This window comes from Amycolatopsis sp. NPDC089917 (assembly GCF_040684635.1).
In the GTDB taxonomy this organism is placed as follows: Bacteria; Actinomycetota; Actinomycetes; order Mycobacteriales; family Pseudonocardiaceae; genus Amycolatopsis.
In genome coordinates, this window is the sequence record NZ_JBFBGL010000043.1 from 48,938 (window position 1) to 72,160 (window position 23,223).

A 23,223-nucleotide genomic window follows, 5' to 3' on the forward strand; every position below is an offset into this window, starting at 1 on the left:
GGACAGGTGAGCCGAATCGAGCGGTCTACAACGCGGGTTCGTGACCTGGAAAAGCTGGAGCGCTGGTCATACGCATTACATGTTCCTGACCGTTGCTTGTGGTTCGAGCGCACTCCACAAGCCCCCAACGCATACCGCCCCACCTCCGACAGTTCTAGGCTGCAATCGTCAGCGATCGATGATGGGAGCGACGTGCAGCGGCGAGATTTCCTTAAAAAAGCTGGAACCGGCGCTTTAGTGCTAGGTTCGTCACTTTTTCAAGCCCAAGGCAGGGTGTGCGAAATAGGTAAGATTCCCGCCGGGAATCCCGACGTTGAAACTATCAAAGAAATGACGAAGACCTTTCGTCGCTTGGATAATCTTTACGGCGGGGGTCGCAATCGATCAGCTCTCGAATCTTTCTTAACTTCCAGTGTTTCACGAATGCTCAAAGAGTCCGGGAGGCCAGAGCGAACTAAGTTTGAACTTTTTGGTGCCGCAGCCGAGATGCATCAGTTGGCTGGATGGATGGCTCACGATGTTGGGCAGGCAAAAGAGGGTCGGCGACACCTTCGGGAAGCACTTCGACTGACTCAAGAATCCGGGAATGACGCACTTTCAGGCGAGATGCTCGCCGGAATGAGTCATCATGCCGCCTTTTATGGTTCGGCGGAGTCGGCGGTAGATCTGGCCCTGGCGGCGCGTCAAGATGCTAAACGCTCCGGCCTTCCGGCGCTAATCGCAGAGTCGGCCGTAATGGAAGCGCATGGGCTCGCAATGCAGGGCGACAAACCCGGCGCACTTGCGGCGCTTAGGACAGCGGAGCAAGTATTCGACAGGGCAAGCAAGGAAGAACAACCTGCATGGTTGAGCTACTTCGATGAAGCCTACATGGCTGCCAAGTTCGCTCACACCTTCCGAGATCTCGACATGCCACAAGAAGCTGAGTTATTCGCACATCGCTCTCTTGAAATGAGTGAAGGGTATGAACGTGGGCGCTTGTTCAATACGGCGCTACTAGCCTCAATTCTTGCCGATCAGCGGCGCATTGAAGAGGCGTGCAGGACCGGCGGAATAGCGTTAGATATGACTCTAAACGTTCGATCAACAAGAAGTTCGGCATATCTCGCGAGAATTGGGCAACGCCTTGCTCCTTTCAGGTCCCATGCAACCGTTCAGGGCTTTTATGAAAAAATGGAATCTGTTGGCTTGCCGACGCCGTCAGTCTGACTTACTGCGAAGGAAAAGCGAGAACGTGCATTAGAGCGACCTGTGACGCGGCACCAATGATCTCGCCTTTCTCGATCTTCTCCCTGACGTCAGCAAGGGGAATCCAAGCGACTCGTTCAGCTTCGTTGATATCTGGCGGCGCACCGATGTAGTCAGCGCCACGCGCGACGAAAAGCAAGGCTTCGGCATCGGTGGTACCGACACTCGGTTGCATCACGAACAGTGGCGCTACATCACGAGGTCGCCACCCGGTCTCCTCTTCGATTTCGCGCGCCGCAGTGACGGCGGGAGCCTCATCAGGCTCGACGTAGCCGCCGGGCAGTTCCCAGACCCACCGATCGATGATGAACCGGTGCCGCCACAGCATGAGGACCCGCTCTTGATCGTCAAGGACCGCCATGATTGCCGCTTTCGGCATACGCAACACGTACTGCTCAAACTGGACACCGTCCGGCAACTCAACCGAGGCGACACTCAACCGCAGGTGACGAGTGTCGTCGACCAATCGCTCCCCGTGGATAGTCCAGCGTGTTGTCTCCCGTGGGCGATCTTCGGCCGTCATAGTTCGGACGCTACCGCACGAGACCCATGGGCGGGCAGCATCGAGCACCGAGCACGAAACCGCAGGTCACAAGTAGGTAACTTAAACAGGGTTAGCTCTAGCCCGAATCGCCACTCACGACCAACTCGGCCGATCCGCGTTCGCGCCCGTGATCACCGTGGCGACCCGATCCCCCGGGAGATCGTGCACGGTCAGCGCGGCCAGACCGGCGGCGCCCGCGGGTTCCGGGAGGACGCCGAGGGTTTCCGCGCCCAGCCGCATGGCCGCGCGGAGATCGTCGTCGCTCACCAGCACGAAGTCGTCGACCAGCGACCGCAGCCGCCGCACGGATTCCGGCTCCGGGGACCTGATCGTGATGCCGGCCGCGAACGAACCGGTCCGGTCGACGGTGATCGGCTCGCCCGCCCGCCAGCTCTTCGCCATCGCCTGCGCCGACTCGGTCCCGACGCCGACGATCCGGACGTCCGGCGAATGCGCCTTGAGCCAGAGCGCTACGCCGGCGATCAGCGCGCCGTCGCCGACCGGAAGCACGACCGTGTCGATCCCGCGCTCCTCCGCCAGCTCCAGGCCGATCGTGCCCGCGCCCTCGGAGATCGCGGGCTCCCGGCCGTCGACGACGAAGACGCGATCCGGGGCTTCGGCGGCGAAGGCGGCAGCGGCGTCTTTCGCCTCGCCTTCGACCCGGCGCACCCGCGCGCCCAGTGCCTTCATCCGCCGCAGTTTGACCGGCGAGATGTGGTCGGGGACGAACACTTCGGCCCGCAGACCGTGCTTGCGGGCGGCGAACGCGAGGGCCTGCCCGAAGTTGCCGCTGGTCCCGCACACCATGGTGGTACCCGGCTCCAGCCCGGCGGCGAAATAGTCCGCGCCGCGGCCTTTGAAGCTGCGCAACGGATTCAGCGTCTCGACCTTCACCAGGACACGCCGTCCGAGCCGTTCGTTCAGCTGTCCGTCCTCGTACTGCGGGGAGTTCAGGAAGACGGGGTCGATCATCTTCGCCGCCTCGGCGACGTGGTCCAACTGCAGGTCGATGTCGGTCATGAGCCCCAAGTTAGAACGGAAGACGATCACGCCGATTGTAAATTTTCCCGTCCACGTGCAATATTCTTGCGTGCCCTTGGACGAGATCGACCATCTGCTGCTCGACCTGGTCCAGGCCGACGCGGCCCGTCCGCTGCACGATCTGGGTGACGCCGTCGGTCTTTCGCCGAGCGCGGTCCAGCGGCGGCTGACCCGGTTGCGCGCCGACGGCGTGATCCGCGCCCAGGTCGCGGTGCTCGACCCGGAGGCGTTGAGCGCCGCGATGACGTCGGTCATCCTGGTCGTGCTGACCGACGACAGCGAGAAGAGCCATCAGGCGTTCCGCGAGCGCATGCTGGCCGAGCCCCGGGTCCAGCACTGCTACAGCATCGTCGGGCAGTGGGACTACGTCGTCGTCCTGCTCACCGCGGATCTCAAGGCGAGCCGGTACCTGGCCCGGAAGCTGTTCGACGAGCGCGTCAAACGCTTCGAGACCCTGCCCACCTTCGAGGTGGTCAAGTCCAGCCAGGCCGTGCCGGTGCCCGGTGTCAGCCGTGGATCCGGCCGCTGAGTTCGGCCAGCCGCGACCCCGATCCGCTCCAGCGCAGCGCGATGATCTCCGCCGCGATCGACACCGCGGTCTCCTCCGGCGTCCGCGCGCCGAGATCGAGGCCGATCGGCGAGGACAGCCGTTCGAGTTCCGCTTCGGTAACCCCGGCTTCGCGCAGCCGCGAGAACCGGTCGTCGTGGGTCTTGCGCGAGCCCATCGCGCCGACGTAGCCGACGTCGAGCCGCAGCGCGACCTCCAGCAGCGGCACGTCGAACTTCGGGTCGTGGGTGAGCACGGCGATCGCGGTCCGGCCGTCGATCCGGCCCGCGTCGGCCTCACCCTTGAGATAGCGGTGCGGCCAGTCGACGACGACCTCGTGCGCGTCCGGGAAGCGGCTCTTCGTCGCGAACACGGGCCTCGCGTCGCAGACCGTCACCTGGTAGCCGAGGTACGCGCCCATCTTCGCCATCGCGGCGGCGAAGTCGATCGCGCCGAAGACCAGCAGTCGCGCGGGCGGCTCGAAGGAGTTGACGAAGACCGTCATGCCCTCGCCGCGGCGCTGCCCGTCCGGCCCGTAGTGGAGCGTGCCGGTGCGGCCGGCGACGAGCATGCCGCGCGCGTCGTCGACGACGGCGTCGTCCATCCGTGACGAACCGAGCGAACCGGAGATCCGGTCCGGCCAGACGATCAGATGCTCGCCGACGAGGCCTTCCCGTTCGTGCTCGATCACCGTGACCACGGCGACCGGCTCTCCACTGTGGACCGATGCGACGACGTCGCCGAGTTCCGGCATCGAGTCGCGGTCGACGTGCTGGACGTAGATGTCGATGATCCCGCCGCAGGTCAGCCCGACGGCGAACGCGTCGTCGTCGCTCACGCCGTAGCGCTGGAGCACGGGCGCGCGATCGCCGACCACCTGCTGTGCGAGTTCGTAGACCGCGCCCTCGACGCAGCCGCCGGAGACGCTGCCGGTGACCGTGCCGTCCGGGGCGACGAGCATCGCCGCGCCGGGGCTGCGCGGCGCCGACGAGAACGTCGCCACCACCGTGCCGACCCCCACCGTCTCGCCTGCCGCCCAGCGGCGGTGCAGTTCGTCCAGTACGTCACGCATCCGCGATCTCCACCAGCAGTCGTTCCAATGTGGCCATGCTGTGCCCGGCGAGCAGCCGATCGAGGTACGGGAGCGCGGCCACGATGCCGGACTGCACGGGAGCGTAACCTGCCCGCCCCGCGTGCGGATTCACCCAGAATACGACGTGCGCGAGCCGTCGCAGCCTGGCGAGCTGTTCGCCGAGCAGGCCGGGATCGCCCCGTTCCCAGCCGTCGGAGAAGACGGTGACCACGGATCGCCTGGCCACGCCGCGTTGTCCCCAGCGGTCGAGGAAGGCCCGCAGGGTCTCGCCGAGCCGGGTCCCGCCCGCGAAATCGGGGACCGCGGCGGCCGCGGCGAGCATCGCGTGCTCGGGATCGCGCAGCCGGAGCTGGCGGGAAACCCTGGTGAGCCGGGTACCGAGGGTGAACACCTCGACGCGGCCCGGAGCGCGCCGGGCGACGACATGCGCGAACCGCAGCAAGGCGTCGGCGTACGGCCCCATCGAGCCCGAGACGTCGATCAGGAGGACCAGGCGACGGGGTTTGGTGCCTTTTCGCCGGTACGCCAGGCGCACGGGCTCACCGCCGCCCGCCAGCATCGCGCGGAGCGTGCGCGACGGATCGAGGGTGCCTCGCCCAGCCGCACGACGTCGCGGCGACGATCGCGGCGGAAGGGACGGACGCAGTTTCGCGAGCAATTCCCGCAGGTGAGCGCGTTCGGCGACGCTCAGTTCGGCGAGATCGCGGTGCCGCAGGATCTCGTCCTCGCTCGCCGCCACGCGGAGCTGATCGGGCTCCGTGCCGGACTCGCCCTGCCTCGGCGCTTGCGCGAGCGAGGCGATCTTCGCGCGCTTCGGAGGCGTCTGCCGCGCTTGCCGTCGTGGCCCGGCCTTCTTTTCGGCGAACCAGCTGTCGAACGCGGCGTCGTAGTGCGGGAGGTCGTCGGGATCGGCGCACAGCGTCAGCCGGCCTGCCCAGTAGAGCTGCTCGGGGTCGGCGAGATCGACCTCGCCGACGGCCGCGAGGTACGCCTGGACGCGGTGCGCGTCGCACGGCAAACCGGCTTCGCGCAATGCCTCCGCGAAGCCGACGAACCCGGCGAGTGGATCGCTCACCCCTCCATTGTGCGCGCATTTCGGGTCACCGGCGGGCGAAGGCCGGGGTCTTCTCGCGCAGCGGACCGATGCCGCCCAGGACGGCCGCAGCGGCGGTGAGCTGCGGAAAGCGGTCGGAAAGCCGGAGTGGGAGCGGGATGGTCCGCTCGGTCAAAGTGCCGTCCAGGGCGGGCTCGATGAGCATCTTGTGCTCCGCCAGTTGCTGCTTCTGGACGAGCGAAACGATCGCGGCGCGCCGTCGCTGCACCCGCGCGAGGTCCCGCGCGGTCAGCGTGCCGCGCCGCAGCGGGGCGGCGAGGATCCGCGCGGCCGCCACGGCGTCCTGGACCGCGATGTTGACACCCATCCCGCCCGCCGGTGACATCGCGTGCGCGGCGTCGCCGATGCAGAGCACCCTGTCGGAGTACCAGTGCGCGAGCCTGGACATCCGGACGTTCAGCAGTTTGACGTCGTCCCAGCCGCCGATCTCGTCGAGCTGCTCGTCGTTCCAGCCGAACAGGCCGCCGATCCGTTCCCGGAACTTCTCGATCCCCTCGGCCCGGCCTTCGGCGTCCCGTCCTTTGCGGATCAGGTACGAGGTCTGGAAATAGTCGCCGCGGTCCATGGTCATACCGGCGAGCCCGTTCGCGAAACAGCCGAACACCTGGGCCTCTTTGCCGGTGTCTTCGAGTTTGGGCACCCGGACCCACCAGACGTCCATCGGCACGTCGTACTCGCGCGGAACGAGGCCCGCTCCGGCCCGGATCACCGAATCCCGGCCGTCGCAGCCGACCACGAGCGTCGCGGCCAGTTCCCGTTCGGCGCCGTCGGCATCGCGATAGAGCACGCCGCCGCCCTCGCGCAGTCCGGTCACTTTCGCGCCCATGCGCAGGGTGAAGGTCGGTTCGGCGGCCGCGGCCTCGGCGAGCAGATTCAGGAAGTCCCACTGCGGGACCATCGCGATGTACTTGTGCGGCCCGGGAATCCGGCTGAAGTCGGCGGCGACGATCGTCTTGCCGCCGATCACCATCCGCATCTTCTCCAGCCTGCGCGAAGGCAGTTCCGCGAACCGTTCGCCGAGCCCGAGGTCGTCGAGCAGCATCAGCGTCGGCGGATGCACCGTGTCGCCGCGGAAATCGCGGAAGAAGTCCTTGTGCTTTTCGAGAACGGTGACCTCGACCCCGGCCCGTGCCAACAGGAGCCCGAGCACCATCCCCGCCGGACCGCCCCCCACCACACAACACCGTGTACGTTCCATATCCGAGTTGTAGCGCGCCCGGTGAGCGGTCGCCAGGCATTCGGCACCGAAGAGGACCTAGGTCCTGCCGGAGATCCTCGCTACGGTGACGCCATGTTCTCGTCCCGTGCCGTGCTGGCCGCCCTGCTCGCTTGCGTCGTCGGCGCTGCGGCCGCCCCCGCCGCCTCGGCGGCTCCCTCCTCTTCGCCGATTCCGGTCGTGTACGACGGCGACTCCGACTTCGCGGACATCGCGACGCTCGCGTATCTCTGCCAGGCGCACAAACAGCGCCGCATCGACCTGCGCGCGGTCACCGTCACCAACAACGGCGCGGGAACGCCGGGGCGCGGGCTGACCCACGTGCGGACGACGCTCGAAAAGTGCGGTCTCTCCGGCATTCCGGTCGCCGACGGTTCCGACACCGGTGTGAACCCGATGCCCGCCGACAGTCGCGCCTGGACCGAAAGCATCCTCAACGGCGCGCTCGGCGACGCCGGTGTACCGGACCGGCCGTCACGGATCCGGGCGTCGACGCTGCTCGCGGCGACGGTCCTCAAATCGGCCGGGCCGGTGGTCGTGATCGCGACCGGACCGCTCACGAATGTCGCGAAGGCGATGGACGTTCCCGGTGTGGCGCACCGGATTTCGCGGCTCGCGGTGATGGGCGGCGCGTTCGACGTCCCGGGCAACGTGTTCGGGCCCGACGCGGCGAAGTTCGACGGCACGCAAGAGGTCAACATGTGGCTCGACCCCGCTTCGGCGGACAAGGTCTTCGCCGGGATCCGCCGTGTCGACATCGTCCCCCTGGACGCCACGAACGACGTCCCCATCACACCGTCCTATGTGGAGCGTCTGGGGCGGGAAGGCCGGACGGCGGAAGCGAAACTGGTGCACGCGATCGTCACGCAGCCCGATCTCGCGCCGTACGTGCGGGACGGGTCGGCGTTCTGGTGGGACACGCTCGCCTCGTCCGAGGTGCTCGATACCGTGAGCCCGGTGAAGCTGCGGCGGGCGAAGGTCGACGTGCGGCAGGACGGCGCCGCCGCGGGCCGTACTTACGTCACGCCACGAGGAACTTCGCAGTACGTCGGCTACGACGCGGACCCGGCGAAGTGGGAGAACGGCTTCCTGAAGATGCTCAACGGCTAGGTTTTCAGGCCCGCGACGAGGACGCCGACCATGCGGCGCGCGTTGTAGCGGGGATCGCTGTCGGCCCCGATGCAGAGATTCCCGACGCCGCGCATGACTTCGAGCGCCTCCAGATCGGAGCGGATCTCACCGGCCTTCGCCGCGGCTTCGAGCAGCCGGGCGCACACCGGCAGGAGGGTGTCGAGGAAGTAGGTGTGCAGCGTCTCGAACCCGGCGTTGTCCGATTGCAGGACCGCGGCCAGACCGTGTTTGGTGACCAGGAAGTCGACGAAGAGGTCGATCCAGCGCCTTAGCGCCTCATACGGGGTTTCACTCGACTCCAGCAGCCGCGGCCCTGCCTCGGCGCAGGCGTCGACCTGGTGCCGGTAGACGGCGATGATGAGGTCGGCCCGGGTCGGGAAGTGCCGGTAGATCGTGCCCATCCCGACGCCCGCCTTGGCCGCGATGTCGCGGACCGGCGCCTCGACGCCCGAGGTGACGAAGACGGCGGCGGCCGCGTCGAGCAGGGTCTTCTCGTTGCGCCGGGCGTCCGCGCGCTTGGACTTCGTGCCCTCTTCACCCATCACACCGCTCCTCGATCACCACGCCCGCCACCGGGGTTGCCAAACGGAACAGTGCTCCGTATCGTTAGCGGAGCAAGGTTCCGCTTGCTTATCTTGCCATGGAGGACCCTGTCATGCAGTACCGCACCCTGGGCAGGACCGGCGTCCAGGTCAGCACCCTCGCGCTCGGCGCGATGAACTTCGGCGCGATCGGGCGCACCACCCAGGACGAAGCCACCGCCATCGTCGACGCCGCGCTGGACGGCGGGATCAACGTCATCGACACCGCCGACATGTACGGCGCCGGGGAGTCGGAGAAGATGGTCGGCAAGGCCATCGCGGGCCGCCGCGAGGACATCGTGCTGGCCACGAAGGCCGTCCTGCCGATGAGCGACGAGCGCAACCACCAGGGCGCGTCCCGCCGCTGGCTGGTCACCGAACTGGACGACAGCCTGCGCCGCCTCGGCGTCGACCACGTCGACCTCTACCAGATCCACCGCTGGGACCCGAAGACCGCGACGAGGAGACCCTCTCGGCGCTGACCGATCTGCAGCGCGCGGGCAAGATCCGCTACTTCGGGTCGTCGACCTTCCCCGCCTACCGGATCGTGCAGGCCCAGTGGGCCGCTCGCGAACATCGCCTCGGCCGGTACGTCACCGAGCAGCCCGGTTACTCGATCCTGCAGCGCGGTGTCGAAACGCACGTCCTGCCGGTGACCGAGGAATACGGGATGGGCGTGCTGGCGTGGAGCCCGCTGGCGTCCGGGTGGCTGTCCGGCGCGATCCGGGAAGGCCGTGAGATCAGCACGAATCGTTCCGCGGTCCTGCCGCAGCGTTTCGACCTGAGCCGTCCTGGCAACCGGGCCCGGCTCGAAGCCGTCGAACGGCTGGCGAAGGTCGCCGGCCAAGCCGGGCTGAGCCTGATCCAGCTCGCGCTGGGGTTCGTCGTCGCGCATCCGGGCGTGACGAGCGCGATCATCGGCCCGCGCACACTGGCTCACCTGGAGTCGCAGCTCGCCGCCGCGGACACGGCGCTTCCGGCGGACGTCCTGGACGCGATCGACGAGATCGTCGCCCCGGGCACCGACCTCGCCCCGGAGGAGAAACACGACACCCCGCCCTCGCTGCTCGACGCGTCGCTGCGGCGCCGCTGATCCTCAGGCGAGCAGTTTGTCCAATCCGGCGCGGACCCGGTCGAGGTCCTCGCTGTATTTGAGCACCGAGCCGAGTGTCCGCGCGCCGGCCGCCGCGTCCAATTCGGACATTCCCAGCGCGAGGAGCGCCTGAGCCCAGTCGAGGGACTCCGCGACCCCGGGCGGCTTCAGCAGCTCCATCTCGCGAAGCCGGTGCACGGCCTTCGCGACCTGCTCCGCGAGCCCTTCGCCGAGGTCCGGGATCTTGCGGCGCAGGATCTCGATCTCGCGGCCGAGGTCCGGATGTTCGAGCCAGTGGTAGAGGCAGCGGCGCTTCAGCGCGTCGTGCACTTCCCGGGTCCGGTTCGAGGTGAGCACCACCAGCGGCGGGTGCTCGGCACGCACCTCGCCGAACTCGGGGATGGTCACCGCGTTCTCGTCGAGGAGTTGCAGCAGGAAGGCTTCGAACTCGTCGTCGGCCCGGTCTATCTCGTCGACCAGCAGTACACAGGGCGCGGTCTGCAACGCCTTCAGCAGCGGCCGGGCGAGCAGGAATCGCTCGGTGTAGAGGGACTGTTCGGCGGCCTCGACGTCGAGGCCGCCCCCGGCCGCTTCGAGCGTCCGCAGATGCAGCAACTGGCGGGGGAAGTCCCATTCGTACAGTGCCTGCGCCGCGTCGATCCCTTCGTGACACTGGAGCCGAATGAGCGGCATGCCGAGCGCTTCGGCCAGTCCCAACGCGAGCGAGGTCTTGCCGGTGCCCGGTTCGCCTTCGCAGAACAGCGGGCGGCCGAGCCGCAGCGCGAGGAACCCGGCCGTGGCGATACCGTCGTCGGCGAGGTAACCGACCGATTCGAGGGCTTCGGCCAGCTTCTCCGGCGATTCGACGGTCACGTCCCGATCGTAAGCCCCGCCGGGCTTGAGATCAGCGTGGAAGATCCTCGCGACGGTCGACGTCGTGCCCGGTGCCGAGGTCACCGCATTCGACGAGCCGCAGATCCGGGCGGCCCTTGAGCCAGTCCCGCGCGCCCTTGTCGCCGGACGCGCCCGCCTCGATCTCCGGCCACCAGTGGCGGCCGAGCACGACCGGATGACCGGGAAGGCCGTCGTAGGCGGCTCGCGCGACGGTGTTCTCCCCCGCCCCGGCCGCGACCCGGCGCACCACCTCGGCACCGACCCCGGGCAGGTCCACGAGATGCACGACGGCGGCCGCGGCGCCGGTCGCTTCCAAGGCCTTCAGTCCCGCGCGCAGGGACGCGCCCATGCCGGACTCCCAGTCTTCGGCCACGACGGCGACCTCGGGTTCGGGCAGAAGCGCGCGGACTTCGCCCGCCGCGGCGCCCAGCACCACACGGACCGGCGTGCAGCCGGCGTCGGCGAGCACCCGCAAAGCGCGGGCGACGAACGGCTCGCCGTCGAGGACGGCCAGTGCCTTCGGCCCGCCGAACCGGCGCCCGGCCCCGGCCGCGAGCAGCAGCCCGGCGACCTCAGCCATGCCTCGCCCTCGGCCGTCCTGCCTTGGTGGGCGGCGCGGAGGCCAGATCGGTCTCGATGGCGCGTGCCGTCGCGAGCAGCGACGGCAGCAGTTCCTGCTCGACCGAATCGGGAGTGGTGCGGCTGGCGTGGGTGGAGAGGTTGACCGCGGCCACGACCTTGCCCCGCCGGTCCCGGATCGGCGCGGCGATCGAGCGGAGCCCCTCTTCCAGTTCCTGGTCGACCACCGCGTAGCCCTGCCGATAGACCTTTTCCAGCTCGGCGATCAGGTCTTTCTGCCTGGTCAGCGTGCGCGCGGTCAGCTTTTCGAGCTTGGCCGCGTCGAAGTAGCCGTGCAGGTCTTCGCCTTCGAGGTCGGCCAGCAGGACGTGTCCCATCGACGTCGCGTGGGCCGGGAAGCGAGTGCCGACGTTGATGCTGACGGTCATGATCCGCGAAACGGCCACGCGGGCGACGTAGACGATGTCCAGGCCTTCGAGCACGGAGACCGAGCTCGACTCGTGCACCTCGGCGGACAGCCGTTCGAGGTGCGGCTGCGCCACCTCCGGCAGCGACAGGCTCGACAGGTACGAGTAGCCGAGTTCGAGGACCCGGGCGGTGAGCGAGAAGTACTTGCCGTCCGTGCGCACGTAGCCCAGGTCGACGAGGGTGAGCAGGAACCGGCGGGCGGCCGCCCTGGTCAGCCCGGTCGAGCGGGCGACGTCGCTCAGCGTGAGTTCCGCCGCCTCCGCGTTGAACGCCTTGATCACGGCCAGTCCGCGCTCCAGCGACTGGACATGGTGCGCTCCGCGCTCGGTCACCTCGCCTTCGTCCATAGGAGAACCCTAACCTTCACCCTCTTTCTCGGCGGCAGGCTCACCTAGTTCCGCCAGCACGCGCTGGGCGACGGCGAACGCCGCGTTGGCGGCCGGGGCGCCCGCGTAGACGGCGGTGTGCAGCAGGACTTCGGAGATCTCTTCCGCGGTAAGTCCATTGTGGACAGCCGCCCGGACGTGCATCGCGAGCTCGTCGTGGGCGTGCAGCGCGGTGAGCGCGGCCAGCGTGACGCAGCTGCGGGTCTTGCGGTCGAGCCCGTCGCGCGACCAGACCGAGCCCCAGGCGCCCCGGGTGATGTAGTCCTGGAACGGGCGGCTGAACTCGGTGGTCCGGGCCACCGCCCGATCGACGTGCGCGTCGCCGAGGACCTCGCGGCGCACCCGCATGCCGGTCTCGTACACGTCATCACTCATCGAGCCATCTCCAGATGTTCGAGGATCAGGGCGGTGAACCGCTCCGGCTGTTCGAAACTCCCCAGGTGCGCGGCGTTTTCGACGACCGCGAGCCGCGCGTCCGGGATGCCGCCCGCGATCACCTCGGCGTGGTCGACCGGGGTGGCCGGATCCTCGGCCCCGGCGATGACCAGGGTCCGTGCCGCGATCTCGGGCAGGCCTGCGACGAGGTCCATCCGTTCGATCGCCTGGCAGGAAGCCGCGTATCCCTCGGCGGGGATGTTCGCGATCATCTCGCGCAGGTACTCGGCCCGCTCTGGGTAGGCGGCGACGTAGCCGGCGGTCACCCAGCGGCTCACCCCGGCGTCGGCGACCGCGGCCGTGCCGTTCTCGCGGACCGTCTTCGCCCTGTCCGCCCACATGCTCGGCGGCCCGAGTTTCGCGGACGTGCAGCACAGCACGAGGCTCTCGATCCGGTCCGGCGCGTTCACGCCGAGCCACATCCCGGTCATACCGCCGAGCGAGAGCCCGACGACGTGGGCGCGTTCGACGCCGTGCTCGTCGAGCAGCGCGAGCAGGTCACCGCCGAGGTCCTCCAGGGTGTACGGACCGGGCGGCACCGGGGAGGCGCCGTGCCCGCGGGTGTCGTAGCGGATCACCCGGAAACCCCGGTCCGCCAAGGGTTTCACCTGGGCGTCCCACATGCGGTGATCACTGCCGAGCGAACCGCTGAGCACCACGACAGGGCCGTCCGCGGGCCCCGTCACGACGCTGTGAACTTTTACAGCGCTGTGAACTTTCACAGGCTCAGACATCGAAGAACACCGTCTCCCCCTCGCCCTGCAGCCGGACGTCGAACCGGTAGCCGTCGTCGGTCTTGGTGGCGATCAACGTGCCCCGGCGGGCCTCCGGTACCGAGGCCAGCACCGGATCCCGGGAGTTGTCGTTGTCCTCGAAGTAGATCCGGGTGACGACGCGGTGCAGGAGACCGCGGGCGAGCACCGAGACGTCGATGTGCGGCGCCTGTGTGCTGTCCGCCGGACCGGGCAGCGAGCCGGGCATGACCGTCCGGATCTCGTAGTCGCCGCCCGGATCGGTCGGGCACCGGCCGAAGCCCCGGAACCCGCTCGCGACGGCTCCGCGCGGATCGTCGGGGTGGTCGAACCGGCCGTCGGCGTCGGCCTGCCAGGTCTCGATCATCGCGTCCGGGACCGGGTCGCCGGCGCCGTCGAGGACCCGGCCGTGGATCCGGATCGCGGCCGGGTCGTCCGCGGGGACGACGTCCGGACCGTCCGGCCAGGGCAGGCCGATGGACAGGTACGGGCCGACGGTCTGGGAAGGGGTCGTCTCCGGCATCAGTGCTCGTCCTCCTCGTCTTCGAAGACCGACGCCTCGCGGCCGCGCACGACGATGTCGAACTGGAAGGCCAGCGCCCATTCGGCTTCGGTGCCGTCCAGGTCGAACCGCGCGATCATCCGCTGCCGCGCCTTCTCGTCCGGGATGGAGTTAAAGATCGGGTCCTGTGAGAACAGCGGGTCTTCCGGGAAGTACATCTGGGTGACCAGCCGCTGGGTGAACGCGCTGCCGAAGACGGAGAAGTGGATGTGGGCCGGCCGCCAGGCGTTGTCGTGGTTCTTCCACGGGTACGCGCCCGGTTTGATGGTGGTGAAGGTGTAGCGGCCTTCGCCGTCGGTCAGCGTCCGGCCCGCTCCGTCGAAGTTGGGGTCGATCGGCGACGGCCAGCGGTCCCCGGTGTGCCGGTAGCGGCCGCCCGCGTTCGCCTGCCAGACCTCCACGAGCGAATCCCGGATCGGCCGCCCGTCACCGTCGAGCAGCCGTCCGGTGACGATGATCCGCTGTCCCTGCGGCTCCCCGTCGTGCCCCTTCGTGAGGTCGTTGTCGAACTCGCCGATCCGCCCGGGCCCCAGCGCGGGACCGGTGACCTCGGTCAGCAGATGCGGGAGCACGATCAGCGGTTCTTTGGGGTGCCGCAGCGCCGTGGACCGGTAGCCGGCGTGGTCGAGCGGCGGATGCGTGCCCTCCGGATCGCGCCGGTAGCGCGGGAGCCTCAATTCTGCGGGTGCGGACATCCTGTTCCCTCCAAGCGCGAGTCGGTGAGCTCAGTGAGCTTCGAGGACGACGGCCAGCCCCTGGCCGACGCCGATGCAGATGGCCGCCAGTCCCCACCGGCCGCCGGTACGGCGCAGGTGGTGGGCCAGGGTGCCGAGGATCCGGCCGCCGGAAGCGCCCAGCGGATGCCCGATCGCGATCGCGCCGCCGTTCACGTTGACGATCGCCGGGTCGAGTTTCGACCAGTCGCGCAGGCAGGCCAGCGACTGCGCGGCGAAGGCCTCGTTCAGCTCGACCGCCGCCAGGTCTTCCCAGCCGATCCCGGCCCGCTCCACGGCGATCTCGGCCGCGCGGACCGGGCCGATGCCGAAGACGTCGGGGTCGACGCCCGCCGCGCCACGACCGGCGATCCGCGCCAGCGGCGCCTTGCCGAGCCGTTTCCCGGCGGCCTCGTCGCCGAGCAGCAACGCGGAAGCGCCGTCGTTCAGCGGCGACGCGTTCGCGGCCGTGACCGTCCCTTGTGGACGGAAGACGGGCTTGAGCTTCGCGAGTTTTTCCGGGGTGGAGTCCGGCCGGATGCCTTCGTCCCGCGTGAGTTCGACACCCTCGACGGGGACGACGTGGTCGTCGTAGAACCCTTCGTCCCAGGCGCGGGCGGCGTTGACGTGACTGCGGACGGCGAACGCGTCCTGTTCGTCGCGGCCGATGCCGTAGCGCTCGGCGAGCAGTTCGGTGGACTCGCCGAGGGAGACCGTCCACTGTTCGGGCATCTTCGGGTTGACCATGCGCCAGCCCAGCGCGGTGGAGTGCAGGGTCTGGTTGCCCGCCGGGAAGGCCTTCTCCGGCTTCTGCATGACCAGCGGCGAACGGCTCATCGACTCGACCCCGCCCGCGACGGCGAGCGAAGCGTCGCCGACCTGGACCGACCGGCTCGCCTGCATGACGGCGTCGAGACCGGAGCCGCACAACCGGTTGACCGTGGCACCCGGCACGCTCGTCGGCCAGCCCGCCAGCAGCGCCGCCATCCGCGCGACGTTGCGGTTGTCCTCGCCCGCGCCGTTGGCGTCACCGAGCACGACCTCGTCCACGCTGGCCGGGTCGAGGTCGTTGCGCTCGGCCAGTGCCCGCAGCACGGTGGCGGCGAGATCGTCGGGGCGGACCCCGGACAGCGCGCCGCCGTACTTGCCGAACGGGGTACGGATGGCGTCGAACAGGAAGACGTCGGTCATGCGCTCGCCCTTGTGAGGTCTCGGAGGATGCGGAGTTCTGCCTCGGTCGGCGCCGGGGTGGTTCCCAGGTCGCCTGCCACCTTCAGTTTCCACCCGGTCGCTTCGACGACCTGATCGACGTCGACTCCCGGGTGCAGTTCGGTCAGCGTGAGCTCGGCGGTCCCGGGATCGGGCCGCATCAGGCCGAGGTCGGTGACCACCAGCGTCGGCCCGGCGCCGGGGAGGCCGAGCCGCTCGCGATCACCCTTGCCGGCGCCGTGCCCGAACGAGGTCACGAAGTCGACCTTCTCGACGAACGTGCGGGTGCTCTGCCGCAGCACCACGAACACCTCGCGGCAGGACGCGGCGATCTCCGGCGCGCCGCCCGCCCCGGGGAGGCGCACCTTGGGGTTGGCGTAGTCCGGGCCGATCACCGTGGTGTTGATGTTGCCGAACTTGTCCAGCTGGGCCGCGCCGAGGAAGCCGACGTCGATCCGGCCGGGCTGGAGCCAGTAGTTGAAGACCTCGGGAACACTGACCACGGCGTCCGCGGTGTCGGCGAGTTCGCCGTCGCCGATGGACAGCGGGAGCCGGGCCGGTTTGGCGCCGAGGCAGCCGGATTCGTAGATCAGCGTGAGGTTCGGCGCGTGCCCGCGGCGGGCCAGGTTGGCGGCCGTGCTGGGCAGGCCGATGCCCACGAAACAGGACATCCCGTCGCCGAGCGCGCGAGCCGCGGCGACGCTCATCATCTCGTCGGAGGTGTACTCGGTCATGCCTTCACTCCCGTCAGCTCGTCGAGCCAGCGGGTGAAGCTCTCCCTGTCCCGGCCGATCGCGTCCCATGCCTGGTAGGCGTCGTTGTCCCGTTCGTAGTACCCCGCCGCGTACGACGGCCGCGCGCCGCCGGGCACCTCGGCGACGGCGGTGACCGCCCACGAGGGCAGCACGATCGCGCCCGGCCGGGGCTCCAGTTCGTCCACGACCTCCTCGACGGTGACCAGCGACCGCTTCGCCGCCAGCACCGCCTCCTTCTGCACTCCCATGATGCCCTGGAGCTGGACGTTGCCGGATCGGTCGGCGCGCTGGGCGTGCACGATCGTCACGTCGGGGTTCAGCGCCGGGACCGCGGCGAGTTGCTCACCGGTGAACGGGCAGGTGATGGGTTTGATCGTGTCCGTGTGCGCGGGCAGATCGGTGCCGGTGTAGCCGCGCAGGACGGCGAAAGGCAGCCCCGAGGCGCCGGCGACGTACCGGTTCGCCATCCCCGCGTGACTGTGTTCCTCTATCTCCAGGGGCACCGGCCACGAATGCTGGACCGCGTCCCGGAACCGGTGCAGCGAGCCGACACCGGGGTTGCCGCCCCACGAGAAGATCAGCTTGCTCGCGCAGCCGGCGCCGATGAGCTGGTCGTAGACGATGTCCGGGGTCATGCGGATCAGCGTCAGACCGGTGCGACGCTGGCGGATGATCTCGTGCCCGGCGGCCACCGGGATGAGGTGTGTGAAGCCCTCGAGCGCGACAGCGTCCCCGTCGCGCACGAGTCGCGCCACGGCCTCCTTCAACGACAGCAACTCCGCCATTCGCACTCCCGGATTGTTCGTATCGCGCACACATGTTCTTCATATGAACATAGCACGGTTCAGTCAGGCGCCGCACTCCTCTTCGGAGCGGCGATCGCCTCCGGATGTCATGAAAGGGTCGTTCAGGGCGGAAAACGTCCTGAACGACCCTTTCATGACACGCGCCCACGCCGAGAAGGCCGACTGAATCAGCCGGCCCCGCTGTCGGAGGGGAACCACTCGACGGCCTTGAAGTCCCCGCTCTCGACCCGCTCGAACGTCGCACTGCTCAGACACGACGGAACGACCTGCTCGTGTTCGGGATCCGGACCCCAGCTGTAGCCGAGCCTGTCGCGCTCGCCGTTGTCGTACACCGTCATCCCGACCCGGCGATCCTTGAGATCCGGGACGTTCGTGTCCTCGACGATGCCGGTGACCACGGCGACCGGACCGCCGACGACCAGGCAGTCGACCCTGCCCCGGAAGTAGGCGGAGAAGCCCCCGCCCGCATGACTCACCCGGAACGTGCCCCCGCTTTCCGGGAAGAGACCGTGCGCGTCGAAGGCGAACCGGACGTCCTGACCGTCCTTGCGCAGCATCTTGGCGCTGCCGACGAGACTCGGTTCGGTCGGCTTCCCGCCCTCTTCCGCCCCCGACGCCGGACCGGCCGCGACAAGTGTCGTGGCGAGGACCATCGCGGCGCCGACGGCCGCGAGCTCTCGTGATCGCTTCATTTCCACCCCTCGAATCTCCTGCTCGCGGAGACTTTCCGCACTCAGGACGATCCCGGGCCGTCCGGCGGCGCCGACTCCCCCGCGCAGGGGAAGCGGCTCCCTCACAACGGGGATTTCTCGCGTTTGGGATACCAATCTCCGCACACTAGGCTGAGGCCGTGACCTCGATGATCGCGGTGACCCGGTGGATCCCCGACGAAGCGCTCGAAGTGCTCGCCGAAGCCGGGGACGTGAAACTGTCGCGCGCCGACCGGCCGCTGACGCCGGACGAGCTGCGCGAGTTCGTCCAGGGCGCGTCGGCGATCGTCGGCATGCTGCACGACCGGATCGACGGCGCGGTCGCCGACGCCGCGGGCGCGGACCTGAAGGTCGTGGCGAACGTGGCCGTCGGGTACGACAACATCGACGTCCCGGCCCTGGCCGGACGCGGGATCACCGTCACCAACACCCCCGGCGTGCTCACCGACGCCACCGCGGATCTGACGTTCGGGCTGATCCTCGCGGTCACGCGGCGGCTCGGCGAGGGCGAACGGCTGATCCGCTCGCGCACGCCGTGGTCGTTCCACCTGGGTTTCCTGCTGGGCTCCTCCTCGCAGGACAAGACGCTCGGGATCGTCGGGCTCGGCCAGATCGGGCAGGCGGTCGCGCGGCGGGCGCTCGCTTTCGGCATGCGGATCGTCTACTCGGGACGATCGCGAGTCGCCGAAGAGGTCGAGAAGGCCTTGGGTGCCGAGTACGTGCCCTTCGAAGAACTGCTGGCGAACTCCGACGTCGTCTCCCTGCACTGCCCCCTGACGCCGGAGACCAGGCATCTCATCGACGCGGACGCGCTCCGGTCGATGAAGCCGGGCGCCTTCCTGATCAACACCACGCGCGGCCCCGTCGTGCACGAGGCCGCGCTGGCGGACGCGCTCGAAGCCGGGGAGATCGCCGGAGCGGGCCTCGACGTGTTCGAGGCCGAACCCGAAGTCGAGCCCCGCCTGTTAGAACGCGAAAACGTCGTCTTGACGCCGCATCTCGGATCGGCGACGGTCGAAACCCGTACTGCCATGGCCGTGCTCGCGGCCGAGAACGTCGCGTCGGTGCTTACCGGCGGAAACCCGCTGACGGAGGTTCGTCCATGACTCGCGTGGTCATCGCGCCCGACAAATTCAAGGGAAGCCTGACCGCGGTCGAAGCCGCGGAGGCGATCGCCGACGGCGTCCGCGACGCGCTGCCCGAGGCCGAGGTCTCCTCCTGCCCGGTCGCCGACGGCGGCGAGGGAACCCTCGACGTCCTCGTCGCGGCGGGCGGGCGGCTCGTGGAGCTTCCCGTTCGCGGGCCGCTCGACGACACCGTCGACGCGCGCTACGTGATGCTGGACGGAACGGCCTACGTCGAATCGGCCCGCGCTTGCGGGATCGAGTTCGTCGAGCCGAGCCCGGAGGTGGCGCTCGCCGCGCACACCTGGGGCGTCGGCGAACTCCTCGCGCACGCGCTCGACAACGGCGCGCGGCGGCTGGTGCTGACCGTCGGCGGGACCGCGAGCACCGACGGCGGCGCCGGGATGCTGGCGGCACTGGGCGCCGGGGTGTTCGACGCGTTCGGCGCGCCGGTCGGGCTCGGCGGCGGAACACTCGGCCGCGTCGCCTCGGCCGAACTGGGTCCGGTGCGCGAACGGCTCGGCTCCGTCGAGGTCGCCGTCGCCACCGACGTGACGAACCCGCTGCTCGGAGCCCGTGGCGCGGCCGCGATCTTCGGCCCGCAGAAGGGTGCGGGCCCGCACGAGGTCGAGCAGCTGGACGAATCCCTGTCCCGCTGGGCACACGCTTTGCGCAACGCCGGTACACCCGACGTCTCCGACCTTCCCGGAGCGGGAGCGGGCGGCGGGGTCGCGGCGGGAGCGATCGCCGGACTCGGCGCGACGGTCGAATCCGGATTCCAGCTCATCGCCGGGCTCACCGGGGTCGCCGGCGCGATCGAACGCGCCGACCTCGTCATCACCGGCGAGGGCTCACTGGACGAACAAAGCCTCGACGGCAAGGCCCCGGCGGGTATCGCGGACCGCGCGCGGGAACACTCGGTACCGCTGATGGTGCTGGCCGGACGGATCCAGCTGGACGAGAGCCAGCTCGCCGGCCTCGGGGTCGTGGGCAGCGCCGCCCTCATCGACCACGCGCCTTCGCTCGACCACGCGCGTGCGCACGCGGCGAAGCTCTTGCGCGAACGGGCCGGCGAGCTGGTCCGTGCCTGGGCCCGGACTTAAAGCCTGAACCCGCCGGGCTCAGCTGCCAGGCTGGGGCTGAGCCTGCGGGAGTACGGCGAAGGCGACTTCACCGGTCTCGTCCTGCTGGACGTCGAGCACCTTGTCGTCGAGCAAGGCGGCCGCTTCGGGCTCCAGGAACACCTTCGGGCCGCCATCGGCGCCGAGGACCTTGTCGCCGCTTTCCGGCTCCGGGGCGACGGAAACCGCGAGCTGAGGACTGTCCCCCTGCTGGGAATGCATCGCGAACCGCAGCCCGCCTCCGTCCTGCCCGTTCTCCTGCCCGGTCAGTGCGGTGATCGCCTCGGCGGCGGCTTCGGTGACTGTAAGCATCTCTGCCCTTCCTTCGTCGCGGTCTTGCACTTGACCGACCACGCTAGGGGGTCCCGGCACGGCCCGCCGTCTGAGTGAAGATCATTTTTCGCCGACGTCCGGCTCCTCTTCCGCCAGCCGCATGGCGTGCGACTCGCCCTCGCGGATCTCCGCGGGCGTGGTCCCGAACCGATCGGCCCCGCTCCACTGCTCGGGCGGCTCGACACCCTCTTCGAGCGGGTCGACGCGGAGTTCGTCCTCGTCGAGCGCTTCGCTGGGGTTCAACGTTTCCGGCTCAGCCGTTTCACGGTCGCTCATCGGCCGCTCCCTCCTCGTCGGACCTTGGCCGGGGCGTGCTGTACTCGACCCGGTCCCCGTGGCGTACCCGACGTCTTCGCAGGCCAAACGGCGACGCTGTCGCCGGGATCACACCTTCCCAACCAGTTCATTGGCTTCACAAGTTTGTGAAACGGGGTAGCGTCGTCGGTATGACCACCACCAGGTGGGCGCCAGGGCACCGGATCATCCGGCGCGCGCCGGAACGGCACCACGAGCTCGGCCACCATGCCGCTTGGTACGTCGTCGCCGGTGTCGCCGCCACCGGACTCCAGGCGGTGTTGTTCCTCTTCCTCCAGCCCGTCCTCGGTCCCCAGCCCGCCAATCTGGTCGCGCTCGCGGTCACGACCGTCGGGAACACCGAGTTCCACCGCCGGGTCACCTTCGCCACCCGGAAGAGTCACGCGGGCAAGCGGCACTTCCAGGACCTGGTGACCTTCGCCTTCTACGCCGCGTACGGCTCGATCGTGCTCGCGTCCCTCGACGCGGTGATCACCGAGCCGACCGCGCTGGAGCAGACAGGCGCTCTGCTCGCGGCGAGCGTCGTGGGCGGCATCGCGCGCTTCGCGGTTCTTCGCTGGTGGGTCTTCCCGAGCCGCAAGGCTTAGTCTTCGACGCGTGGCAGAGATCAACGGACCGCACGAAGGCGGTTCGGAACCCGATTACCGATTCACCCTCGCCAACGAACGGACCTTCCTCGCCTGGCTCCGGACGGCCCTCGGCCTGCTCGCCGGCAGCGTCGCCGTCCATCAGCTGGTTCCCGCCCCGAACGCGCTGAGCACCGTCCTCGCGGGGCTGTGCGTCGTCCTGGCCGCCGTCCTAGCGGCGAGCGCGTATCCGCGCTGGCGGCAGGTGCAGACCGCGATGCGCGCGGGACGGCCGCTGCCGAAGAGCGGGATGCTGATCCTGCTGACCGCCGGGATCCTCGCCATCACACTGACGGCCGCGGCCCTGGTGGTCTTTTCATGAGTACGGGTGATCACGGAGCGCAAGCGGAACGGACCGGGCTGGCCTGGCGCCGTACCGCGCTCGCGGCTACTGCCTGCACACTCCTGTTACTGCACATGGCCGCCCGCCGAGGATGGGGGACGACCGTCGTCCCGGTGGTGTTCGCGGGCGCCATGGTGATCACCCTGGTCGTCATCGGCTCGGTCCGTGAACGAGCACTGCGCGGGCCCGGAATCCCGAAACCGCTTAACCCGATCCTTGCTGTCACAACGGTGACACTCGTCGTAGCGACGGCGGTCTCCTTGGTCGCGGTGCGCTAGGCGCCGCGCACATGCTGCGACGCCGACGGCACTTTTCCTGACACAGAGTCTCGGTTGTATTAAGCCGACTGCGTCTAATGGGCTATCTCTAGTTGAAATCTTTACTGCCGTCCGATCGACGCCTACGATTACGCTGCGTCGCAACGGCCGCAGGTGGAGCTGATCTTCTGGAGCACCTGCCGCCCTCAATCGTTACGGAGTGTTGACCCCTCGACAACGAAGGTCGCAGGGTCGGCCGGGGAGGACGACCATGCAAGCAACTACCAGCGCGTCCAGAACCGTCACCCCCGATGCGGTCCCCGGATACACGACTCCGGAGAACCTGCCTCGACCGGGCGGACGGCTCACCAAGGAGGATCTCGATCCCCTCGTCAGGGACGCGGGCGACGGGAATCCCGCCGCCATCCAGTCCCTGCTGCGGATGATCGGTCCCGTCGTGGTCCGGTACTGCCGCGCCAGAATGGGTGGCCGCGACCTGTCCTACCTGTCGGCGGACGACGTCGCGCAGGAAGTGTGCATGGCGGTGCTGAAGGCGCTGCCGGGCTATCAGGATCGCGGCGGCTCGTTCCTCTATCTCGTGCACGCCATCGCCGCCAACAAGGTCGCCGACGCCTACCGCGCGGTCTCCCGTGACCGGTCGGAACCGGTCCCGGAACTGCCGGAACGGCCCATCGGCGACAACGGACCCGAAACACACGCCCTGCACCTGGACCTCGGTGCCCGGCTCAGCCGTCTGCTCTCCACTCTGCCGCGGGTGCAGCAGGAGATCCTCGCCCTCCGCATCGCCGTCGGCCTCTCCGCCGCCGAAACCGCCGAGGCTCTCGGGATCTCCGCCGGCAACGTGCGCGTGACGCAGCACCGCGCACTGGCCCGTCTGCGGACGATGGTCAAGCACGACGAGTTCTGATCTTGTTTCCCCCTGCCGCGGGTCGTTGATCGGCGGTTCTCAGGCGCCCGGACCCCGCGCCGCCCACTTACCTCCTCGAACCAGCTGACCGCCGGTTCTTTGTCATGTGCCGTGAGCGACAAGGCTGCTCTCGAGCGGCAGGTCAAGGTGTCGTGTTCGGTCGTGAGTGGCGATCACCCGTGATCAGAGGCGTGGGGGGGGGGGGTAATCGCGTGACAACATATCAAAAACCACGGCGCCCGCCCAGCCGCACCCGATAACCAAAACAACAAAAACCACCGCCACCCCCCCACAAAAGA

Annotated in this window: 27 protein-coding genes and 2 pseudogenes; 10 read left to right on the top strand and 19 right to left on the bottom strand. The window is 68.9% G+C overall.

The genetic code is table 11. The annotated features are described in order from the left end of the window. Positions 1-6: 6 nt before the first annotated feature. Positions 7-1,209, top strand: a complete 1,203-nt coding sequence (locus AB0N89_RS27805) for a twin-arginine translocation signal domain-containing protein (RefSeq protein ID WP_364209984.1) — start codon at positions 7-9, stop codon at positions 1,207-1,209. 1 nt (position 1,210) lies between these two features. Here AB0N89_RS27805 and AB0N89_RS27810 read toward each other — a convergent pair whose 3' ends face one another. Continuing rightward, positions 1,211-1,771, bottom strand: coding sequence for an NUDIX hydrolase (locus tag AB0N89_RS27810; protein WP_364209987.1), 561 nt, complete (start codon positions 1,769-1,771; stop codon positions 1,211-1,213). A gap of 114 nt (positions 1,772-1,885) precedes the next feature. Then, positions 1,886-2,812 carry a pyridoxal-phosphate dependent enzyme gene (locus AB0N89_RS27815; protein WP_364209990.1) on the bottom strand — a complete coding sequence of 309 codons (927 nt, stop codon included), beginning with the start codon at positions 2,810-2,812 and terminating at the stop codon, positions 1,886-1,888. 70 nt (positions 2,813-2,882) lie between these two features. Between AB0N89_RS27815 and AB0N89_RS27820 the strand changes: the two genes are divergently transcribed. Next, positions 2,883-3,362: an Lrp/AsnC family transcriptional regulator gene (locus AB0N89_RS27820; protein ID WP_364209993.1), complete on the top strand. Its 480-nt coding sequence runs from the start codon at positions 2,883-2,885 to the stop codon at positions 3,360-3,362. Here AB0N89_RS27820 and AB0N89_RS27825 read toward each other — a convergent pair. The 3 genes from AB0N89_RS27825 to AB0N89_RS27835 are packed head-to-tail and all read right to left on the bottom strand — an operon-like array spanning position 3,340 to position 6,785. Next, entirely contained in the window at positions 3,340-4,452 is a 1,113-nt protein-coding gene (locus AB0N89_RS27825) for an XdhC/CoxI family protein (protein ID WP_364209996.1), read from the bottom strand. The two genes, AB0N89_RS27820 and AB0N89_RS27825, sit on opposite strands and share 23 nt — an antisense overlap. Next, the gene (locus tag AB0N89_RS27830; protein WP_364209999.1) at positions 4,445-5,548 is read right to left on the bottom strand and encodes a VWA domain-containing protein; all 1,104 of its coding nucleotides are present in this window, start codon (positions 5,546-5,548) and stop codon (positions 4,445-4,447) included. The genes AB0N89_RS27825 and AB0N89_RS27830 overlap by 8 nt, the downstream gene beginning before the upstream one ends. A gap of 25 nt (positions 5,549-5,573) precedes the next feature. Next, positions 5,574-6,785 carry an FAD-dependent oxidoreductase gene (locus AB0N89_RS27835; RefSeq protein ID WP_364210002.1) on the bottom strand — a complete coding sequence of 404 codons (1,212 nt, stop codon included), beginning with the start codon at positions 6,783-6,785 and terminating at the stop codon, positions 5,574-5,576. A 93-nt stretch (positions 6,786-6,878) separates the two neighbouring features. Between AB0N89_RS27835 and AB0N89_RS27840 the strand changes: the two genes are divergently transcribed. Beyond that, on the top strand, positions 6,879-7,913 hold the full coding sequence (locus AB0N89_RS27840) for a nucleoside hydrolase (RefSeq protein ID WP_364210005.1): 1,035 nt from the start codon (positions 6,879-6,881) through the stop codon (positions 7,911-7,913). Here the strand turns inward: AB0N89_RS27840 and AB0N89_RS27845 are convergent. Further along, positions 7,910-8,476, bottom strand: a complete 567-nt coding sequence (locus AB0N89_RS27845) for a TetR/AcrR family transcriptional regulator (RefSeq protein WP_364210008.1) — start codon at positions 8,474-8,476, stop codon at positions 7,910-7,912. The genes AB0N89_RS27840 and AB0N89_RS27845 overlap by 4 nt on opposite strands. Positions 8,477-8,589: 113 nt before the next feature. Between AB0N89_RS27845 and AB0N89_RS27850 the strand changes: the two are divergent. Further along, a pseudogene (locus AB0N89_RS27850) lies at positions 8,590-9,608 on the top strand (aldo/keto reductase). A gap of 3 nt (positions 9,609-9,611) precedes the next feature. On the opposite strand, the gene AB0N89_RS27855 reads toward AB0N89_RS27850, so the two are convergent. From AB0N89_RS27855 to AB0N89_RS27905, 11 genes are all read right to left on the bottom strand, one after another. Then, positions 9,612-10,481, bottom strand: coding sequence for a MoxR family ATPase (locus tag AB0N89_RS27855; RefSeq protein WP_364210011.1), 870 nt, complete (start codon positions 10,479-10,481; stop codon positions 9,612-9,614). Positions 10,482-10,512: 31 nt separating this feature from the next. Next, positions 10,513-11,082 carry a nucleotidyltransferase family protein gene (locus AB0N89_RS27860; protein WP_364210014.1) on the bottom strand — a complete coding sequence of 190 codons (570 nt, stop codon included), beginning with the start codon at positions 11,080-11,082 and terminating at the stop codon, positions 10,513-10,515. Continuing rightward, on the bottom strand, positions 11,075-11,896 hold the full coding sequence (locus AB0N89_RS27865; RefSeq protein WP_364210017.1) for an IclR family transcriptional regulator C-terminal domain-containing protein: 822 nt from the start codon (positions 11,894-11,896) through the stop codon (positions 11,075-11,077). Before AB0N89_RS27865 ends, AB0N89_RS27860 begins: the two co-directional genes overlap by 8 nt. A gap of 9 nt (positions 11,897-11,905) precedes the next feature. Further along, positions 11,906-12,310: a 4-carboxymuconolactone decarboxylase gene (pcaC, locus tag AB0N89_RS27870; protein WP_364210020.1), complete on the bottom strand. Its 405-nt coding sequence runs from the start codon at positions 12,308-12,310 to the stop codon at positions 11,906-11,908. Next, positions 12,307-13,104, bottom strand: coding sequence for a 3-oxoadipate enol-lactonase (gene pcaD, locus AB0N89_RS27875; protein ID WP_364210023.1), 798 nt, complete (start codon positions 13,102-13,104; stop codon positions 12,307-12,309). Before pcaD ends, pcaC begins: the two co-directional genes overlap by 4 nt. Further along, positions 13,097-13,645: a protocatechuate 3,4-dioxygenase subunit alpha gene (pcaG, locus tag AB0N89_RS27880; RefSeq protein WP_364210026.1), complete on the bottom strand. Its 549-nt coding sequence runs from the start codon at positions 13,643-13,645 to the stop codon at positions 13,097-13,099. The genes pcaD and pcaG overlap by 8 nt, the downstream gene beginning before the upstream one ends. Next, positions 13,645-14,379 carry a protocatechuate 3,4-dioxygenase subunit beta gene (gene pcaH / locus AB0N89_RS27885; RefSeq protein WP_364210029.1) on the bottom strand — a complete coding sequence of 245 codons (735 nt, stop codon included), beginning with the start codon at positions 14,377-14,379 and terminating at the stop codon, positions 13,645-13,647. Before pcaH ends, pcaG begins: the two co-directional genes overlap by 1 nt. Positions 14,380-14,409: 30 nt before the next feature. After that, on the bottom strand, positions 14,410-15,588 hold the full coding sequence (locus AB0N89_RS27890; RefSeq protein ID WP_364210032.1) for a thiolase family protein: 1,179 nt from the start codon (positions 15,586-15,588) through the stop codon (positions 14,410-14,412). Next, complete coding sequence (locus tag AB0N89_RS27895; protein WP_364210035.1) at positions 15,585-16,340, bottom strand: CoA-transferase subunit beta; 756 nt, start codon at positions 16,338-16,340, stop codon at positions 15,585-15,587. Before AB0N89_RS27895 ends, AB0N89_RS27890 begins: the two co-directional genes overlap by 4 nt. Continuing rightward, positions 16,337-17,146, bottom strand: coding sequence for a CoA-transferase (locus AB0N89_RS27900; RefSeq protein WP_364210038.1), 810 nt, complete (start codon positions 17,144-17,146; stop codon positions 16,337-16,339). Before AB0N89_RS27900 ends, AB0N89_RS27895 begins: the two co-directional genes overlap by 4 nt. A gap of 188 nt (positions 17,147-17,334) precedes the next feature. After that, the gene (locus AB0N89_RS27905; RefSeq protein WP_364210041.1) at positions 17,335-17,859 is read right to left on the bottom strand and encodes a hypothetical protein; all 525 of its coding nucleotides are present in this window, start codon (positions 17,857-17,859) and stop codon (positions 17,335-17,337) included. Positions 17,860-18,017: 158 nt separating this feature from the next. On the opposite strand from AB0N89_RS27905, the gene AB0N89_RS27910 reads away from it, so the two are divergent. Then, positions 18,018-18,983, top strand: a complete 966-nt coding sequence (locus AB0N89_RS27910; protein WP_364210044.1) for a D-glycerate dehydrogenase — start codon at positions 18,018-18,020, stop codon at positions 18,981-18,983. Continuing rightward, the gene (locus AB0N89_RS27915; RefSeq protein WP_364210047.1) at positions 18,980-20,104 is read left to right on the top strand and encodes a glycerate kinase; all 1,125 of its coding nucleotides are present in this window, start codon (positions 18,980-18,982) and stop codon (positions 20,102-20,104) included. The genes AB0N89_RS27910 and AB0N89_RS27915 overlap by 4 nt, the downstream gene beginning before the upstream one ends. Positions 20,105-20,122: 18 nt before the next feature. Here the strand turns inward: AB0N89_RS27915 and AB0N89_RS27920 are convergent, their stop codons facing one another. Both AB0N89_RS27920 and AB0N89_RS27925 read right to left on the bottom strand, forming a co-directional pair. After that, positions 20,123-20,434 (bottom strand): hypothetical protein, encoded by a 312-nt coding sequence (locus tag AB0N89_RS27920; protein WP_005153325.1) that lies wholly within the window; start codon positions 20,432-20,434, stop codon positions 20,123-20,125. A 96-nt stretch (positions 20,435-20,530) separates the two neighbouring features. Continuing rightward, positions 20,531-20,731: pseudogene (locus AB0N89_RS27925) on the bottom strand (hypothetical protein); the annotation flags it as partial. A gap of 170 nt (positions 20,732-20,901) precedes the next feature. Between AB0N89_RS27925 and AB0N89_RS27930 the strand changes: the two are divergent. From AB0N89_RS27930 to shbA, 4 genes are all read left to right on the top strand, one after another. After that, complete coding sequence (locus tag AB0N89_RS27930; protein ID WP_364210051.1) at positions 20,902-21,357, top strand: GtrA family protein; 456 nt, start codon at positions 20,902-20,904, stop codon at positions 21,355-21,357. Between the two features lie 10 nt (positions 21,358-21,367). Continuing rightward, positions 21,368-21,718, top strand: coding sequence for a DUF202 domain-containing protein (locus AB0N89_RS27935; RefSeq protein ID WP_364210054.1), 351 nt, complete (start codon positions 21,368-21,370; stop codon positions 21,716-21,718). After that, positions 21,715-22,017 carry a DUF202 domain-containing protein gene (locus tag AB0N89_RS27940; RefSeq protein ID WP_364210057.1) on the top strand — a complete coding sequence of 101 codons (303 nt, stop codon included), beginning with the start codon at positions 21,715-21,717 and terminating at the stop codon, positions 22,015-22,017. The genes AB0N89_RS27935 and AB0N89_RS27940 overlap by 4 nt, the downstream gene beginning before the upstream one ends. 250 nt (positions 22,018-22,267) lie before the next feature. Next, positions 22,268-22,924 (top strand): RNA polymerase sigma factor ShbA, encoded by a 657-nt coding sequence (gene shbA / locus AB0N89_RS27945; RefSeq protein ID WP_364210060.1) that lies wholly within the window; start codon positions 22,268-22,270, stop codon positions 22,922-22,924. The last annotated feature ends 299 nt before the right edge of the window (positions 22,925-23,223 follow it).

Bases quoted from the DNA above. Each gene is read 5' to 3' on its own strand.
- AB0N89_RS27810 (WP_364209987.1), bottom strand. From the start codon at position 1,771: ATGACGGCCGAAGATCGCCCACGGGAGACAACACGCTGGACTATCCAC.
- AB0N89_RS27815 (WP_364209990.1), bottom strand. From the start codon at position 2,812: ATGACCGACATCGACCTGCAGTTGGACCACGTCGCCGAGGCGGCGAAG.
- AB0N89_RS27825 (WP_364209996.1), bottom strand. From the start codon at position 4,452: ATGCGTGACGTACTGGACGAACTGCACCGCCGCTGGGCGGCAGGCGAG.
- AB0N89_RS27835 (WP_364210002.1), bottom strand. From the start codon at position 6,785: ATGGAACGTACACGGTGTTGTGTGGTGGGGGGCGGTCCGGCGGGGATG.
- AB0N89_RS27840 (WP_364210005.1), top strand. From the start codon at position 6,879: ATGTTCTCGTCCCGTGCCGTGCTGGCCGCCCTGCTCGCTTGCGTCGTC.
- AB0N89_RS27845 (WP_364210008.1), bottom strand. From the start codon at position 8,476: ATGGGTGAAGAGGGCACGAAGTCCAAGCGCGCGGACGCCCGGCGCAAC.
- AB0N89_RS27860 (WP_364210014.1), bottom strand. From the start codon at position 11,082: ATGGCTGAGGTCGCCGGGCTGCTGCTCGCGGCCGGGGCCGGGCGCCGG.
- AB0N89_RS27865 (WP_364210017.1), bottom strand. From the start codon at position 11,896: ATGGACGAAGGCGAGGTGACCGAGCGCGGAGCGCACCATGTCCAGTCG.
- pcaC (WP_364210020.1), bottom strand. From the start codon at position 12,310: ATGAGTGATGACGTGTACGAGACCGGCATGCGGGTGCGCCGCGAGGTC.
- pcaD (WP_364210023.1), bottom strand. From the start codon at position 13,104: ATGTCTGAGCCTGTGAAAGTTCACAGCGCTGTAAAAGTTCACAGCGTC.
- pcaG (WP_364210026.1), bottom strand. From the start codon at position 13,645: ATGCCGGAGACGACCCCTTCCCAGACCGTCGGCCCGTACCTGTCCATC.
- pcaH (WP_364210029.1), bottom strand. From the start codon at position 14,379: ATGTCCGCACCCGCAGAATTGAGGCTCCCGCGCTACCGGCGCGATCCG.
- AB0N89_RS27890 (WP_364210032.1), bottom strand. From the start codon at position 15,588: ATGACCGACGTCTTCCTGTTCGACGCCATCCGTACCCCGTTCGGCAAG.
- AB0N89_RS27895 (WP_364210035.1), bottom strand. From the start codon at position 16,340: ATGACCGAGTACACCTCCGACGAGATGATGAGCGTCGCCGCGGCTCGC.
- AB0N89_RS27900 (WP_364210038.1), bottom strand. From the start codon at position 17,146: ATGGCGGAGTTGCTGTCGTTGAAGGAGGCCGTGGCGCGACTCGTGCGC.
- AB0N89_RS27905 (WP_364210041.1), bottom strand. From the start codon at position 17,859: ATGAAGCGATCACGAGAGCTCGCGGCCGTCGGCGCCGCGATGGTCCTC.
- AB0N89_RS27915 (WP_364210047.1), top strand. From the start codon at position 18,980: ATGACTCGCGTGGTCATCGCGCCCGACAAATTCAAGGGAAGCCTGACC.
- AB0N89_RS27920 (WP_005153325.1), bottom strand. From the start codon at position 20,434: ATGCTTACAGTCACCGAAGCCGCCGCCGAGGCGATCACCGCACTGACC.
- AB0N89_RS27930 (WP_364210051.1), top strand. From the start codon at position 20,902: ATGACCACCACCAGGTGGGCGCCAGGGCACCGGATCATCCGGCGCGCG.
- AB0N89_RS27940 (WP_364210057.1), top strand. From the start codon at position 21,715: ATGAGTACGGGTGATCACGGAGCGCAAGCGGAACGGACCGGGCTGGCC.
- shbA (WP_364210060.1), top strand. From the start codon at position 22,268: ATGCAAGCAACTACCAGCGCGTCCAGAACCGTCACCCCCGATGCGGTC.